We start from the raw sequence: 15761 nt of genomic DNA on the forward strand, positions 1-15761 counted from the left end.
GGTCAAAATGCCCCGCACCGAGCGCCCTACCCGAGCGCCTCCACGATCTTGTCACCCATGGCGGAGGTGCCGAGGACGCGATCGGCCGGCGTGGCATCGTCGGCGATGTCGACCGTGCGCCAGCCCCCGTCGAGCACGCGCGTGACCGCGGCGGCCAGCTCGTCGGCGGCCTCGTCCATGCCAAAGCTGTAGCGCAGCATGAGCTCCACCGAGAGGATCTGGGCGATGGGGTTGGCGATCCCCTGCCCCGCGATGTCCGGCGCCGACCCGTGGCTCGGCTCGTAGAGCGCCGTGCCGTCGCCCAGGCTCGCGGAGGCGAGCATGCCAAGCGAGCCCGTGAGCATGGAGGCCTCGTCGGAAAGGATGTCGCCGAAGGTGTTCTCGGTCACCAGGACGTCGAACTGCGCCGGCCGCGCGATGAGCTGCATGGCCGCGTTGTCCACGTACATGTCCTCGAGCGTGACGTCCGGGTACTCGGCGGCGATGCGGTGCGCCACCTCGCGCCACATGCGGGAGGTGTCGAGCACGTTGGCCTTGTCCACCGAGTGCACCACGCCCCGGCGGCGGCGCGCCGCGTCGAAGGCCCAGCGCACCACGCGGTCGACCTCGTACTCGCTGTACTCCAGCACGTCGCGCGCGTACTCGCCGCGCGTGCCGCCCGGGCCCGCGCCCTCCACGCCCATCGTGCGCTCGTGCCCGCCAAAGTAGAGGCCGCCCGTGAGCTCGCGCACGATGATGAGGTCGACACCGCTGAGCACCTCGGGCTTGAGCGTCGAGGCGCCGATCAGCGCGTCGAACATGCGCACCGGGCGCAGGTTGAGGTAGAGGCCCAGCTGTTTGCGGATGGCGAGAAGCCCCTGCTCGGGCCGCACGGCACCAACGCGCGTGTCGGTCCACTTGGGCCCGCCCACCGCGGCGAGAAGAACCGCGTCCGCCGCGCGCGCCGCGCTCAGGGTGGCCTCCGGCAAGGCGGAGACCGGGCCGCCCGCCTCGGACGTGGCGTCGATGGCCGCACCGCCGATGAGCTGGTCCTCGCAGACGAACTCGACGTCGTGGCGCGCGCCCACGGCCGCGAGGACCTTCTTGGCCTCGGCGATGATCTCCGGGCCGATGCCGTCTCCCGGCAGGGTGCAGATGCGATAGGTCTTGGCCGCCATGGTTAGTTGTCGCCCTTCTCGGCCATGACGCGCTTGGTGCGCGCGACGAGGCCGCCGTCGTTGATGATCTCCTGGATGAACGGCGGGAACGGCTGCGCGTGGAAGACGGCGCCCGTGGTCTCGTCCGTGATGGTGCCGGTGTCCGCGTCGACGGAGACCACGTCACCCTCGGAGATGGCGTCGGCGGCCTCCGGGCACTCGAGGATGGGCAGGCCCATGTTGATCGAGTTGCGGTAGAAGATGCGCGCGAAGCTCTTGGCTATGACGCAGGAGACGCCGGCGGCCTTGATGGCCACGGGCGCGTGCTCGCGCGAGGAGCCGCAGCCGAAGTTCTCGTCCGCCACGACGATGTCGCCGGGCTGCACGCGCGTGGTGAACGTGGTGTCGAGGTCCTCGAAGCAGTGGCGCGCGAGCTCCGCCGGGTCCGAGGTGTTGAGGTAGCGCGCCGGGATGATGACGTCGGTGTCGATGTCTCGCCCGTAACGGAAGACCGTTCCCCTGAACTGCATGGCTTTCCTTTCTTGTCAGGTGCCCGGGTCGTGGGACATGCCCCGTGCTCAAACAGCTTGCTGCGCAACAACTGCGCGCGGGGTATGTCCCACGACCCCCGCGAAGACGTGCAGAAAACAAAGGCGGTAAGAGGGCACGCCGAGCCGGACCGCCGTCGCGGGCCGCCCCGCCCTGCCCCGCCGCCGCTACGGAGCCGGCGACCGGGGCCCTTCTCGCCCAGCGACTTTTGCGAAGCAACGAGCTGGCGAGAAGGGCCCGGTCGCCCGGCCCTCGTTACAGGTCGCTCGGCAGGGCGATGTGGCCCGCGACGGCCGAGGCGGCCGCGACGGCGGGACTCGCCAGGTAGACCTCGGAGGTGGGGTCGCCCATGCGGCCGACGAAGTTGCGGTTGGTGGTCGAGACGCACTTCTCGCCCGCCGCGAGGATGCCCATGTAGCCGCCCAGGCACGGCCCGCACGTGGGCGTGGACACCACGCAGTGCGCGTTCACGAAGATGTCCATCAGGCCCTCGTGGACGCACTCGAGCCAGACGCCCTGCGTGGCGGGGATGACGATGCAGCGCACGCCGTCGGCCACGGTGCGGCCGCAGAGCACCTCGGCGGCCGCGCGCATGTCCTCGATGCGGCCGTTGGTGCAGCTGCCGATCACGACCTGGTCGATCTTGATGTGGCGGCTCTCGGTCACGGGGTGGGTGTTGCTCGGCAGGTGCGGCCAGGAGACGCAGGGCACGATGTCGGCCGCGTCGATGTGGATGACCTGCTTGTAGCGGGCGTCGGCGTCCGGGTGGTACTCCACGAAGGCTCGCTGGGTGCGGCGACTCACGTACTCGCGGCACTTGTCGTCCACCTCGAAGAGGCCCGCCTTGCCGCCGGCCTCGATGGCCATGTTGGCGATGGTGAGGCGGCCCTCCACGGAGAGCGCCTCGATCGTGGAGCCCGCGAACTCCATCGCGCAGTAGAGCGCGCCGTCCACGCCGATCTTGCCGATCACGTGGAGGATGACGTCCTTTGCGCTGGCGCCCTCGGGCAGCTCGCCGTCGACGACGATGCGGATGGTCTCGGGCACCTTGAACCAGGCGCGGCCGGTGGCCATGCCCACGCCCGCGTCGGTCGAGCCCACGCCGGTGGAGAACGCTCCGATGCCGCCGTAGGTGCAGGTGTGCGAGTCCGCGCCGATCACGAGGTCGCCGGGCACCACGATGCCGCGCTCGGGCAGGAGCGCGTGCTCGATGCCCATGCACCCCTGCTCGAAGTAGTGCGTGATCTGGTGCTCGTGGGCAAAGTCGCGCGTGACCTTGGTCTGCTCGGCGCTCTTGATGTCCTTGTTGGGCGCGTAGTGGTCCGGCACGAGGCAGATCTTGTCGCGGTCGAAGACGCCGGCGCCGATCTCGCGCACCGTCTTGATGGCGATGGGCGCCGTGATGTCGTTTGCGAGCACGAGGTCCAGGTCACACTCCACGAGCTGCCCCGGGACGACCTCCTCCAGCCCCGCGTGCGCCGCGAGGATCTTCTCCGCCATGGTCTGGCCCATGTCTCTCCTTCCGATGAGCTGGCGGGAGGTTGTCCCCGTGCTCAAACAGCTTTGCTTCGCAAAGAACTGCGCGCGGGAACAACCTCCCGCCAGCGGCAGCTCGATACAGCTTTCTACAACGTAAGACTTGCTTCCAACACTTCCGGTAAGAGCCAAGCGACAAGGACGTGAACGCCCGTCGCGGCAACGTCAGTGTAGGCCGTTCGGGGCGAGGTTTTTCTCGCCCAGCGACTTCTGAGCGTAGCGAAGTGAGCTGGGGAGAAATACCTCGCCCCCGCCCGACCGGACTACCTTCCTTCCTTCGAGCGCGTGGTCTGGATCATGCGGTTGATGGCGTTCACGTACGCCTTCGCGCTCGACACGATGATGTCGTTGTCCGCGCCGCGTCCGGTGTAGACGCGCCCGTCGTCGGCCGTGATGCGCACCGTGACCTCGCCGATCGCGTCGATGCCGCGGGTGATGGCCTTGACGGAGAACTCCGCGAGGTCGCCGTGGACCGCCACGACCTTGTCGATGGCCTGGTAGGCGGCGTCGACGGGGCCGGTGCCCGTGGCGGCCACCACGTGCTTGACGCCGAGCTCGTCGGTGATGGTGGCCGTGGCGGTGGGGATGAGCGGGTCGCCGCAGCTCACCTGCAGCGCGTCCAGGGTGTAGACGGCCGCAACGTCACGCTGGCGCTCCTGGACCATGGACTCGAGGTCCTCGTCGTAGACCTCCTTCTTCTGGTCGGCGATCTCCAGGAAGCGCTCGTAGAGCTGGTCGAACTCGGCGTCCTCGAAGGTGTAGCCGAGCTCGGCCAGGCGGTGGCGCAGCGCGGCGTGGCCGCTGCGGGCCGAGAGGATGATCTCGGAGCCGGCCGCGCCCACGTCGGCGGGGTCGATGATCTCGTAGGTGTTGCGGGCCTTGAGCACGCCGTCCTGGTGGATGCCGGAGCTGTGCGCGAAGGCGTTGGCGCCCACGATGGCCTTGTTGGCCTGCACGCTCATGCCCGTGATGCGGCTGACGAGGTGACTCGCGCGCGTGAGCTCGGTGGTCACGATGTCGGTGTGGGCGTCCAGCTCCTCGCCGTGCATCCTGATGGCCATGACGACCTCCTCGAGCGCGGTGTTGCCGGCGCGCTCGCCCAGGCCGTTGATGGTGCACTCGATCTGGCGGGCGCCGTTCTTCACGCCCTGCAGCGCGAGCGCCGTGGCCATGCCCAGGTCGTTGTGGGTGTGCACCGAGATGATCACGTTCTCGATGCCGATGACGTTGTCGCTAAGGCTCTTGATGCGCGCGCCGAAGGCCTCCGGCATGGAGTAGCCCGTGGTGTCGGGGATGTTGACCACGGTTGCGCCCGCGTCCACGGCGGCCTGGATCACGCGGATGAGGAAGTCCTGGTCGGAGCGGCCGGCGTCCTCGGCGTAGAACTCGACGTCCTCCACGTACTTCTTGGCGTAGGAGACGCAGTGGCGGGCGCGCTCGATGCACTCCTCCTCGCTGATGCGCAGCTTGTCGCGCAGGTGGCTCGGCGAGACGCCCAGGCCCGTGTGGATGCGCGGGCGCTTTGCGCAGGCCAGCGCCTCCGCCGCGCGGTCGATGTCCTTGTCCACGGCGCGCGTGAGGCCGCAGACCACGCAGGAGTCCCCGGCCAGCCGGCCGATCTCCTGCACCGAGCGGAAGTCGCCCGGGCTGGAGATGGGAAATCCCGCCTCGATCACGTCGACGCCCATGCGGATGAGCTGCTGGGCCACCACGAGCTTCTCCTCGGTGTTCATGGAGGCGCCCGGCGACTGCTCGCCGTCGCGCAGCGTGGTGTCAAAGATGTGGATCTTCCTGGTCATGTGCGTGCCTTTCTCGTCTGGGCGGGGCCGTCGCGGCCCCTCTGGGAGTCCGCAGAAAAAAGTGCCCCGCCCCCTGGGGAGGCGGCGGCACGGACGCGCGCGCAAGGGCGTGCGGGATGGCCCTAGCGCGCGCTGGCTAGCGAGAGTAGGCCGAGAGCGAGAAGGTCGAGCACGTACCCGGAAAAACTAGCGTCTGCCATCTGGCGCCCTGCCATGCCCAACCTCCCTCGTCTCACGCGCCCCCGACGGGCGCAGCTTGAGCGCAGTTTGGCACAGTTGGCGCCCCGCGCGCGGAACGGTATCTGGCCGGAAACAATCGAATCCACAGACGGTCTCGGGCGCCGCGCGGACGGCGCGGCCGGGCCGAGCGGACAGACGACGGTCCCCGCGGCGGCTAGAATGGGGCGAGAAGAACCTCGATGACGGGAGACCCCATGATCCGCCTCATCGCAAGCGACCTCGACGAGACCCTGCTCGACTCCAACCACCGCATCTGCGAGCGCAACCGGCGCGCCGTCGCCGCCGCGCGCGAGCTCGGCGTGCGCTTCGTCCCGTGCACCGGCCGCCCTGGCGACTCCGTGGCCGGCGACCTCGAGGTCCTCGGGCTCGCAGGACGTCGCGGCGAGTACGTGATCTCCTTCAACGGCGGCGTCATCACCGAGAACTGCGGCGGGCCCGCGCTGCGCACGGCCCGTCTCGACCACGCGCACGCCGACGCGCTCTACCGGCGCGGAACGGCCCTCGGCCTGTGCGTCCACGTCTACACGCTCGACACCGTGTGGGTCGCGAACTACGTGGACGCGGAGCGCGCCCACATCGAGGGCCGCATGAACATCCGCGAGACCTCCGCGCCCACGCTCGACTTCCTCGCCGGGGACACCGTGGTCAAGGTGCTCTACATGAGCCTCGACATGGCCGAGCTGCGCCGCGTGGCCGCCGACCTCGCCGCCGAGGGCCTCACGGACGGCCTCGACGTGGCCTACTCCTCCAACCGCTACCTCGAGTTCAACGCGCCGGGCGTCAACAAGGGCGCCGGCCTCATGGAGCTCGCCGCGCGGCTCGGCATCGCGCGCGAGGAGGTCATGGCCATAGGGGACAACTCCAACGACGTGCCCATGCTACGCGCGGCCGGGATCGGCGTGGCGGTGGCCAACGCGAGCGAGGAGGCCCGCGCCGCCGCGGGCTACGTCTGCGAGGCGGACAACGACGCCGGCGGGGTCGCCGAGGCCATCGAGCGCTTCGTGCTCGGCGCGTAGGGCGCCGCCGGGGACGGGGGTCGGCCCGCCGCCGCACCGTGATACGATGGTCCCACGAGCCGAGCACAGGGCGGTGATTCCCATGCAGGAGGGCGTTTTGCGACAGGTGGGCGCGGACCTCGTCGGGACGGCGGGCTCTCTTGCCCTTGCCCTCCTCGTTGGCACCGGGGCCCCGTGGGGCCTCGAGGTCGTCGCCGTCCCGCTGCTCGGGATGGCCCTCATGTACTGCTTCCGCCGCTTCGCGGCCCGTCAGGCGGCCACGCTGCACGGCGCGCTCGCCCAGAGCTTCCTGGGCTTCTACCTCGTGCACGTGACGGGAAGCCTCGCGGGGACGGAGGCGGCGCTTCTCGCAGGCGCCCTCTTCTGCCTGGGCGTCGCCGCCTTCCGGGCGTGGGCGGGGCGCCCCGCCCGCAGGTCGTCCTGACGACCGGCCTACTCCCAGGCGGCGCGGCCCATCGTGCGGAAGCGCTCGATCATCTCGCCGGTGAGGCTCGCGCGGTCGCCCACGCGCTCGAGCGGCATCTCGGAGCGCGTGAACCAGCGCGCCTCCTTGAGCTCGGAGTGGTCCACGGCCAGCTCGGACGACCCGTCCACCTCGCACCAGAAGCCGACCATGAGGGTGTCGGTGAAGCTCCACGGCTGGCTCTTGTAGAAGCGCAGGTTCTTGACGGAGAGCCCCACCTCCTCCATCACCTCGCGGCGCACGGTGTCCTCGAGCGGCTCGCCGATCTCGGTGAAGCCGGCCACGAGCGCCCAGAGCGCGGTGGTGCGGCCGGCGTAGCGCGTGAGCACCACGGCGTCGTCGGCGGGGTCGTCGCCCAGCCGCACGACGGCGCAGATGACGCCCGGGCAGATCTTGGGGTAGACGATCCGCGCGCACTCCGGGCACACGATCTCGCGGCTCGCCGGCGCGAGCTCGGTCGGCGCGCCGCAGCGGCCGCAGTAGCGGTTCTCGCGGTACCAGCGGTCCAGCTGGGATGCGGTGGCGGCGGCAAAGAGCAGGTGCGCGGGCTCGGCGCGGCGCAGCCAGTTGACGGACTCGTAGGCAAAGCCGGCCGGCGCGGCCACGCGCTCGTCGAGCGCCAGGAAGAAGCGCTCCTCCCCCAGCGAGAAGAGATAGGTCGCCTGCGTGGGGCGCCGGGCGTAGTCCGCCGCGCGGGGCAGCTCGATGACCTCGCCGGAGTCCCCCGCGTCGGCGTCGGTGCCGCCCACGTGGGTCACGCGCGTGAGGCACCCCCCGGCAAAGAAGTGCAGCAGGTAGTCGGAGTCGGCCGGCTCGTTCGGCTCGAAGTGGTTGTCGAAGGCGTGTCCCGCACCAAGGTCCTGGATCATTCCGTCCCCTTTTCGTCCGCGTCCCCCGCGGCGCGCGAGTTCCGGACGCTTTCGCCCGCCAAACCGTCCGCAAGCCGCACGCGCCACCAGCACGTGCAGGTTACGGACGCTCCAGCCCGTCAGAGCGTCCGGAAGCCGCACGTTCTTCTCGCCTGCCGGCCCGGCCGCTCAAGAGCTCGCTCACGAGCACCGCGACGAAGATCGTCCCAAAGCCCACGGCGATCCTCGGCGTCACGAGCTCGTCGTAGAAGAGCACGCTCGCCACGACGGCAAAGACGCTCTCGAGCGACAGCAGCAGCGACGCCTGCGCCGGCGGCACGTGCGCCTGGCCGAGGTTCTGCAGCACCATGCACACGCACGAGGAGAGCAGCACGAGGTAGGCGAGCGAGGCCCACACGTCCGGGCTCGCAAAGACCTCGGGCGCCGGGGGCCGCTCGAGGACGAGCGCCGTGCCAAAGGCCACGAGCGCGCTGACCGCGAGCTGCACCACCGTGAGCGTCATGACGTCGTGGGCGGACGAGAAGCGCGCCACGAGCACGATGTGCACCGCGAAGAGCACCGCCGCGACGAGCGTCATCCAGTCGCCGCGGCTCATGTCGAGCGAGAGGTCGTCGCCGAGCGCCACGAGGCCCACGCCCACGATGGCGAGAAGGGCGGCGATCACGTTGTTGCCCCCGGGGCGCCGGCGCGTGACCACCCAGTTGATGAACGGGGTCATCACGCAGTAGGTGGCGGTGAGAAAGGCGTTGCGCCCGTGCGTGGTGTCGTCGAGCCCGAGGTTCTGCACCACGAACGCCGCGCCCGAGGCCAGGCCAAGGACGGCGCCCATGAGCAGGTGGCTGGCGTCCAGGTTGTCGCGTAGCGTGCGCCAGAAGAGCGCCCCCACGATCACCGCGGAGGCGGCGAAGCGGATGCCCATGAGCCACGCCGGGGGTATCACGTCGAGCGTGTCCTTCATCACGACGAACGAGCCGCCCCAGATGGCCGCGCACGCGGCCAGGGCGAGCTTCCAGACTCCGACGGGTATGTTCCTCCTGCTGCTCACGGGGCGCGATTATAGCAGCTCGCCGCCTCCGTGCGTCGGGTGGGGCTCCGGGGCGCGTCCGAGGCCAGATTCATGCCACTCCGCCCTTCTCGCCGACGCGTTTTGCCGTAAACTTAGAGACGGGCTGGCCGTTTTGGCCGCCGCATGGCTCTGACCGGCCTGAGGGGGTCGGTTCGTTCGCGTCGGCGCTCGCCGGCAAGGGAATTCTGGAGAGGAGCATTACATGCAGTATTCCGCAGAAGTCGAGAATATGTGCCCCGTCGCCAAGGGCGCATATCACGGCCCCGCGCCCATCCCCGAGGAGGGCAAGTGGGTCCAGGCCAAGGAGATCTCTGACATCTCCGGCCTCACGCACGGTGTGGGCTGGTGCGCGCCCCAGCAGGGTGCCTGCAAGCTCACCCTCAACATCAAGGAGGGCGTCATCGAGGAGTGCCTCGTCGAGACCCTCGGCTGCTCGGGCATGACCCACTCCGCGGCCATGGCCTCCGAGATCCTCCCGGGCAAGACCATCCTCGAGGCCCTCAACACCGACCTCGTCTGCGACGCCATCAACGTCGCCATGCGCGAGCTGTTCCTCCAGATCGTCTACGGCCGCTCCCAGACCGCCTTCTCCGAGGACGGCCTGCCCGTCGGCGCCTCCCTCGACGACCTCGGCAAGGGCCTGCGCTCCCAGGTCGGCACCATGTTCGGCACCAAGGTCAAGGGCGCCCGCTACCTCGAGCTCGCCCAGGGCTACGTCACCCGCATGGCGCTCAACGACAAGAACGAGATCGTGGCCTTCGAGTTCCTGAACCTCGGCAAGTTCACCGACGCCCTCAAGAACGGCACGTCCCCCGAGGATGCCATCGCCGGCGCCATGGGCCACTACGGCCAGTGGGACAACGCCGCCAAGTACATCGACCCGCGCACGGACGAGGAGACCCACACGGTCGCCAACGTCTTCCCCGTTCACGAGTAGAAAGGGAGGGAAAACCAAATGGCAGTTTCGTTTGAGGGCTATGAGCGCCGCATCGACAAGATCAACAAGGTGCTCGCTGAGAACGGCATCTCCTCCCTCGAGGAGGCCGAGCAGATCTGCCTCGACAAGGGCGTGAACCCGCGCGAGATCGTCGAGGGCGTCCAGTCCATCGCGTTCGAGAACGCCAAGTGGGCCTACGTCTGCGGCTGCGCCATCGCCATCAAGAAGGGCGCCAAGAGCGCCTCTGAGGCCGCTTCCATGATCGGCGAGGGCCTGCAGGCCTTCTGCGTCCCCGGCTCCGTCGCCGAGGACCGCAAGGTCGGCAAGGGCCACGGCGACCTGGGCGCCATGCTGCTGGGCGACGACACCGAGTGCTTCGCCTTCCTGGCCGGCCACGAGTCCTTCGCGGCCGCCGAGGGCGCCATCGGCATCGCGCTCAACGCCAACAAGGCCCGCAAGAAGCCGCTGCGCGTCATCCTGAACGGCCTCGGCAAGGACGCCGCCCAGATCATCGCCCGCATCAACGGCTTCACCTACGTGAAGACCCAGTTCGACTACTTCACGAGCGAGCTCAAGGTCGTGGAGACCATCCCGTACTCCGACGGCCCGCGTGCCGCGGTCAACTGCTACGGCGCCGACGACGTCCGCGAGGGCGTTGCCATCATGTGGCACGAGAACGTGGACATCTCCATCACCGGCAACTCCACCAACCCCACGCGCTTCCAGCACCCCGTTGCTGGCACCTACTTCAAGGAGCGCGTGCTCGCTGGCAAGAAGTACTTCTCCGTGGCCTCCGGCGGCGGCACCGGCCGCACGCTGCACCCGGACAACATGGCTGCCGGCCCCGCCTCCTACGGCATGACCGACACCATGGGCCGCATGCACTCCAGCGCCCAGTTCGCCGGCTCCTCCTCGGTGCCCGCGCACGTCGACATGATGGGCCTCATCGGCATGGGCAACAACCCCATGGTCGGTGCGACCGTCGCCTGCGCCGTTGCCGTCAACGCCGCGCTCAACGGCTAGGACCGAGCCTCACAGGCACCTTCGGGGCCGTCACCCTCTGGGGTGGCGGCCCCTTCTCTTGTGGCGACGCCGCACCGTCCTTCTCGCCCCGCCCGACCGCACAAATCCCAAATTGTGCGGCCGCCAGGCATCCGGCGCATAAGGCACAACGTCGGTCACATATCACCCGGGGAGCCTCTTTTTCTACGTGAGTGGGCGTATACAATCGGTGAACGGTAGCTGATTTTGTCCGAGAACGTTCCCGTTCACGCCGGCGCGCCTTCCCAGATGTGATAATCTCCCACTTGGTCTGCATTCAACCGAGAGGGAGGACTGCCCCATGAGCCCCTGCTGCTCCATGACCTCAAGTGCCGCCGACCTTGACCTCGCCCGCGCCCTGCTCATCGCCAACAAGGACGCCACCTGCGTCGCCGTGCGCGGCGAGGAGATCCACGTCATCACCGAGAGCGGCGTCAAGCCCCTGCTCAAGATGGTCATGGACGGTCACAGCCTCAAGGGCTTCTCCGTTGCCGACAAGGTCGTTGGCAAGGCCCCAGCGCTGCTCTACGCGGTCCTCGGCCCCAACGCGGTCTTCTCCCCCGTCATGTCCTGGACCGGTCGCGCGGTTCTTCTCGCCGCTGGCATCGCCACGAGCTACGACCAGCTCGTCCCCCACATCCAGAACCGCGCCAAGACCGGCCAGTGCCCCATGGACGCCTCCGTCCAGGGCGTCTTTGACCCCTACGAGGCGGTCGGCGTGCTCGAGTCGCGCGCCGCTCAGATGGACATCAGCCTCTAGGTCTCTCGCACCTAACGCCAAGCGCCACGTTCCGCTCGCCCGGCGAGAAAAACGTGGCGCTTTTTCATGCCCATGAACGGGGTGCTCCGCCCTAGAGGATGTTCCAGATGGCGAGAAGGGCCAGAATCACCAGGCCGAGAAACACGACGTAGACAAGACCCACCAGCAGCCCCGCCTTGAGCGCCCCGAGCGCCATCCAGAGGCGCTCGGTGGTGGTGAACCTTACGTCGGGCTCGCGGCGGCGCGCGGGGGCCTCGGCGCGAGGACCCTCGCGGCGCGGCGGCCTCCCGGCGCCAAAGAGCGACGGCCGCTCAACGCCGCTCATGTCGGCGATGACGCGGCCGTCGTCCTCGAAGTCGTCCTTGCGCGTTTCGCGGCGACCCAAGGCTCGCTTCCCTACTCGTCGTAGAGGTGGCAGGACACGAAGTGACCCGGCTCGAGCTCGCGCTGCTCGGGCACGACTTCGCGGCAGCAGTCCTTGGCAAACGGGCAGCGGGTGTGGAACTTGCAGCCCTTGGGGGGGTTGGCCGGCGAGGGGATGGAGCCCTCGAGCACGATGCGGTTCTGCTTGGCCTTGGGGTCCGGGATGGGAATGGCCGAGAAGAGCGCCTTCGTGTACGGGTGCAGCGGGTTGCGGAAGATGTCGGAGGTGTAGCCGTACTCGACCATGCCGCCGAGGTACATGACGCCCACCGCGTCGGAGATGTGCTCGACGACGGAAAGGTCGTGGCTGATGAAGAGGTAGGTGAGCCCACGCTCCTCCTGCAGGTCGTGCAGGAGGTTGATGATCTGGGCCTGGATGGAGACGTCGAGGGCTGAGACGGGCTCGTCGCAGACGATGAACTCGGGGTTGAGCGCGAGCGCGCGGGCGATGCAGATGCGCTGGCGCTGGCCGCCGGAGAACTCGTGCGGGTAGCGCATCTTGTGGTACGGCTGCAGGCCGCACTCCTCCATCACGTGGTCGATGTAGCCGTCGAGCTCGTTTTTGGGCACGAGGTTGTGCTCGCGCACGGCCTCGCCGACGATCTCTGAGATCGGCAGGCGCGGGCTGAGGCTCGAGTACGGGTCCTGGAAGATGATCTGCATCTTGGTGCGCAGCTCGTGCATCTCCTTGTGGCTGAGGTCATAGACCTCGCGCCCGTTGAAGAGCACCTGACCGCCGGTCTTCTCGCCGGCGAGGCGAAGGATCGTGCGGCCGGTGGTGGACTTGCCGCAGCCGGACTCGCCGACGAGGCCCATCGTGTGGCCACGGCGAAGCTTGAAGGAGACGCCGTCGACGGCCTTGACGAAGCCCTGCACGCGGTTGAGCATGCCGCCCTTGATGGGGAAGTACTTCTTGAGATCGTTGACCTCGAGGATGATGTCGTCGGAAGCGGGGGTGGCGCTCGCCTTGGCGGCCTGGGCCTCCGCAGTGGTGTTCGTGGAAGTCATGGCTACTTGCCCTCCCCCTCGTTCTCGCCGCTCGCGATGAGCTCGTCGAGCACGGCCGCGGTCTCGTTTGCGGCGTCGGCCGTCGCGTTGTCATAGTAGCGGTAGCAGCTCACCTCGTGCGTCGGGGAGAGCCTCACCATGTGCGGGTACTCGCCCTCGCAGGCGTGCACGCACAGCTCGCAGCGGTCCTTGAAGTAGCAGTAGTTGGGCATGTCGACCGGGTTGGGGACCTTGCCCGGGATGGAGTAGAGGCGCTCGACCTTCTTGCCCACGACGGGCTTGGAGGCCATGAGGCCGATGGTGTAGGGGTGCGCCGGGTGGTCGAAGATCTCCTCGGCGGTACCCTTCTCCACGATGCGGCCGGCGTACATGACCACCACGAAGTCGGCCATCTCGGCCACGACGCCCAGGTCGTGGGTGACGAGGATGATCGAGGAGTTGATCTTGTCCTTGAGGGAGCGCAGGAGGTCGAGGATCTGCGCCTGGATGGTCACGTCGAGGGCCGTGGTGGGCTCGTCCGCGATGATGATGCGCGGGTTGCAGGCGAGCGCGATGGCGATCATGATGCGCTGGCGCATGCCGCCGGAGAGCTCGTGCGGGTACATCCCGTAGACGCCCTCGGAGTTGGCGATGCCCACGGTCTCGATCATCTCGATGGCGCGCGCACGGATCTGCTCCTTGGACCAGTCCTTGCCGTCGTGGAGGGCGATGACCTCCTCGATCTGCTCGCCGACCTTGAAGACGGGATTGAGGGAGGTCATGGGCTCCTGGAAGATCATCGAGACCTCGGAGCCGCGGATCTTCTGCATGGCCTCCTCGGGGGCCTTGGTCACGTCGATGGCGTGGTCGCCGAGGTTGAGGCGGATCGAGCCGCCGGTGACCTGACCCTGCGGGCGCTGCAGGAGCTGGATGAGCGAGAGGCACGTGACGGACTTGCCGCAGCCCGACTCGCCCACCACGCCCACGGTCTTGCCGACCGGCACGTCGTAGGTCACGCCGTCAACGGACTTGACCACACCGGTGTCGGTGAAGAAGTAGGTGTGGACGTCGTCGAACTCGACGGCGTTGGCCGGGTCGCGCATCTCGCAGGCGTACTCGGACGGGTCCACGTTCTTGCGCTTGCGCTGCTTCTCGTAGCCCTGCGTGATCCGGCGGTTCTCCTTGGTGATCTTGCGGGACTCGCTGGCGGAAAGGTAGCCCGCCTCGTCCTTCTTCTTGCTTCCAAACATGTGGCTGCTCCTCTCTGCCCTAGCGGTTCATCTTCGGGTCGAAGGCGTCGCGCAGGCCGTCGCCGACGAAGTTGAAGCCGAGAACCGCGAGCAGCAGGCAGATGCCGGCGGGAATCCAGATGAACCAGTAGTTGGTCATGACGTAGGCGTTGTTGACGTCGGAGATGATGTTGCCCCAGGAGGCGAACGGGAACTTGACGCCCAGGCCGAGGAACGAGAGCGTGGCCTCGGTGATGATCGTGGAGCCGAGGCTCATGGTGCAGGACACGATCAGCTGCGGCATGACGTTGGGGATGAGGTGACGGATGATGCGGTGCGGGACCGAGATGCCCGTGGCCTCGGTGGCGAGCATAAACTCCTGCTCGCGCAGCGAGAGGATCTGGCCGCGCACGAGACGCGCGATCGAGGGCCACGACAGGAAGCCGAGCACGAGCATGAGGTAGATCATGCGCGTCCAGGAGTCCAGGCGCAGCGAGTCCATCGCGGAGCCAAGGATGATGATGATCGGCATCGAGGGCAGGCAGTAGAACACGTCGACGATGCGCATGATGAGGTTGTCGACCCAGCCGCCGAAGTAGCCGGAGATGCCGCCCATGATGACGCCCAGGCCGGCGGCGATAAAGACGACGATGAAGCCGATGATCAGCGAGACGCGGCCGCCGTACATGAGGCGCGTGAGCATGTCCATGCCGTTGCCGTCGGTGCCGAGCCAGTGCTCGGCGGACGGGCTCGCGTAGCGGTCGTAGACCGTGTTGGTGGTGGTCTCGGTCACGTTGTAGACGGAGCTGTAGGCATCGTAGGAGATGCTGTAGGTGTGCTCGGAGCCGTCCTCGGCGGTGTAGGTGACCTCGGAGGCGTCGGTCTCGACGGCGGCGAGAAGCGCGGCGCGCAGGTCGTCGGGAATCTGCGTGTTGCCGTCGGCGGAGGAGATGGCGAACGGGCTCACGGTGGCCACGACGGTACCGGAGGCGTCGGTCACGTCTCCGACCTCGTTGACCGAGTAGCTCTGGCCACCGTACTCGAAGGTGCCGAGCGTGTCGATCTGGGTCTGGTCGGCGTCGACGGCCTCACCCTCGGCCGGTGCCTCCTCGCCGCTCGCGGCGTCGCCCTCGGCGGCCGTGGCGTCCGCGGCGTGGCTGGTGACCTCGGCGACGGCGGTCACCGCGGCGAGCTGGAAGTCGAACGAGGGGGTCTCGGCGCCGCTCGGGACGCTCACGAGGTTGGTGGAGGCGTAGGCCACGACCTCACCGCCCGTGCTGAAGGTGTAGACGCCCTCGGCAGGCTGGTCGATCGTGTAGGTGACGCCGTCGCGCTCGAAGCTCGACGCGCCCTCGGCGATGGCGCTGTTGGCGCTCGACTGCACGAGCGCGCCGAAGTCGGCGTCGGGGGCAGCGACATAGCGGCGCGAGGTGGTCTCGGTGATGCCGGCGTACTGCGTGTTGAGCTGCGTGGTGGTGTTGAACGTCTCGTCCTGGCCGTAGGGGCTCACGAGGCCACCGACGAACGAGAAGAGGAACATCACCACGAGGATGACGAGGCCGACCACGGCCAGGCGGTTACGGAAGAAGCGCTTGGCGATAAGGGCGCCGGGGGACAGGACCCTGACGCGGCGGTCGTCGTTGAGGGAGTACTCCTGCTCGTTGCTCTTCTCGGCGGGCATGCCGTTCTTGTTGTCACTCATGAGTTACA

Annotated in this window: 15 protein-coding genes; 5 read left to right on the forward strand and 10 right to left on the reverse strand. The window is 68.3% G+C overall.

Annotated elements, in window-relative coordinates:
* Positions 1-26 precede the first annotated feature (26 nt).
* From leuB to B5F23_RS03030, 4 genes are all read right to left on the reverse strand, one after another.
* On the reverse strand, positions 27-1157 hold the full coding sequence (gene leuB, locus B5F23_RS03015; protein WP_087351672.1) for a 3-isopropylmalate dehydrogenase: 1131 nt from the start codon (positions 1155-1157) through the stop codon (positions 27-29).
* Positions 1158-1159: 2 nt separating this feature from the next.
* On the reverse strand, positions 1160-1666 hold the full coding sequence (locus B5F23_RS03020) for a 3-isopropylmalate dehydratase small subunit (RefSeq protein ID WP_087351674.1): 507 nt from the start codon (positions 1664-1666) through the stop codon (positions 1160-1162).
* A 274-nt stretch (positions 1667-1940) separates the two neighbouring features.
* Positions 1941-3197 carry a 3-isopropylmalate dehydratase large subunit gene (leuC, locus tag B5F23_RS03025; RefSeq protein ID WP_087351676.1) on the reverse strand — a complete coding sequence of 419 codons (1257 nt, stop codon included), beginning with the start codon at positions 3195-3197 and terminating at the stop codon, positions 1941-1943.
* A 287-nt stretch (positions 3198-3484) separates the two neighbouring features.
* Positions 3485-5020: a 2-isopropylmalate synthase gene (locus B5F23_RS03030; RefSeq protein WP_087351678.1), complete on the reverse strand. Its 1536-nt coding sequence runs from the start codon at positions 5018-5020 to the stop codon at positions 3485-3487.
* Positions 5021-5454: 434 nt separating this feature from the next.
* On the opposite strand from B5F23_RS03030, the gene B5F23_RS03035 reads away from it, so the two are divergent.
* Both B5F23_RS03035 and B5F23_RS03040 read left to right on the forward strand, forming a co-directional pair.
* Positions 5455-6276: a Cof-type HAD-IIB family hydrolase gene (locus B5F23_RS03035; protein WP_158096103.1), complete on the forward strand. Its 822-nt coding sequence runs from the start codon at positions 5455-5457 to the stop codon at positions 6274-6276.
* An 82-nt stretch (positions 6277-6358) separates the two neighbouring features.
* The gene (locus tag B5F23_RS03040; RefSeq protein WP_143786346.1) at positions 6359-6700 is read left to right on the forward strand and encodes a hypothetical protein; all 342 of its coding nucleotides are present in this window, start codon (positions 6359-6361) and stop codon (positions 6698-6700) included.
* A gap of 8 nt (positions 6701-6708) precedes the next feature.
* Here the strand turns inward: B5F23_RS03040 and nudC are convergent, their stop codons facing one another.
* Entirely contained in the window at positions 6709-7608 is a 900-nt protein-coding gene (nudC, locus tag B5F23_RS03045) for an NAD(+) diphosphatase (protein WP_087351684.1), read from the reverse strand.
* Positions 7609-7708: 100 nt separating this feature from the next.
* A complete protein-coding gene (locus B5F23_RS03050) occupies positions 7709-8653 on the reverse strand; it encodes a DMT family transporter (protein ID WP_087351685.1) in 945 nt (314 codons plus the stop codon).
* A gap of 223 nt (positions 8654-8876) precedes the next feature.
* Between B5F23_RS03050 and B5F23_RS03055 the strand changes: the two genes are divergently transcribed.
* From B5F23_RS03055 to B5F23_RS03065, 3 genes are all read left to right on the forward strand, one after another.
* The gene (locus B5F23_RS03055) at positions 8877-9611 is read left to right on the forward strand and encodes an iron-sulfur cluster assembly scaffold protein (protein WP_087351687.1); all 735 of its coding nucleotides are present in this window, start codon (positions 8877-8879) and stop codon (positions 9609-9611) included.
* An 18-nt stretch (positions 9612-9629) separates the two neighbouring features.
* Positions 9630-10634: a GGGtGRT protein gene (locus tag B5F23_RS03060; protein WP_087351689.1), complete on the forward strand. Its 1005-nt coding sequence runs from the start codon at positions 9630-9632 to the stop codon at positions 10632-10634.
* A gap of 319 nt (positions 10635-10953) precedes the next feature.
* On the forward strand, positions 10954-11412 hold the full coding sequence (locus B5F23_RS03065; protein WP_087351690.1) for a DUF1893 domain-containing protein: 459 nt from the start codon (positions 10954-10956) through the stop codon (positions 11410-11412).
* Positions 11413-11503: 91 nt separating this feature from the next.
* Here the strand turns inward: B5F23_RS03065 and B5F23_RS03070 are convergent, their stop codons facing one another.
* Genes B5F23_RS03070 through B5F23_RS03085 form a run of 4 tightly spaced genes read right to left on the reverse strand, consistent with a single transcriptional unit; the run spans position 11504 to position 15753 of the window.
* Complete coding sequence (locus B5F23_RS03070; RefSeq protein WP_087351692.1) at positions 11504-11797, reverse strand: hypothetical protein; 294 nt, start codon at positions 11795-11797, stop codon at positions 11504-11506.
* A gap of 11 nt (positions 11798-11808) precedes the next feature.
* Positions 11809-12843: an ABC transporter ATP-binding protein gene (locus B5F23_RS03075; protein WP_087351694.1), complete on the reverse strand. Its 1035-nt coding sequence runs from the start codon at positions 12841-12843 to the stop codon at positions 11809-11811.
* 2 nt (positions 12844-12845) lie between these two features.
* Complete coding sequence (locus tag B5F23_RS03080) at positions 12846-14072, reverse strand: ABC transporter ATP-binding protein (RefSeq protein WP_087351696.1); 1227 nt, start codon at positions 14070-14072, stop codon at positions 12846-12848.
* Positions 14073-14091: 19 nt separating this feature from the next.
* Complete coding sequence (locus tag B5F23_RS03085) at positions 14092-15753, reverse strand: ABC transporter permease (protein WP_087351698.1); 1662 nt, start codon at positions 15751-15753, stop codon at positions 14092-14094.
* Between the last annotated feature and the right edge of the window lie 8 nt (positions 15754-15761).

Source organism: Olsenella sp. An188, from assembly GCF_002160255.1.
Lineage (GTDB): Bacteria > Actinomycetota > Coriobacteriia > Coriobacteriales > Atopobiaceae > Thermophilibacter > Thermophilibacter avistercoris.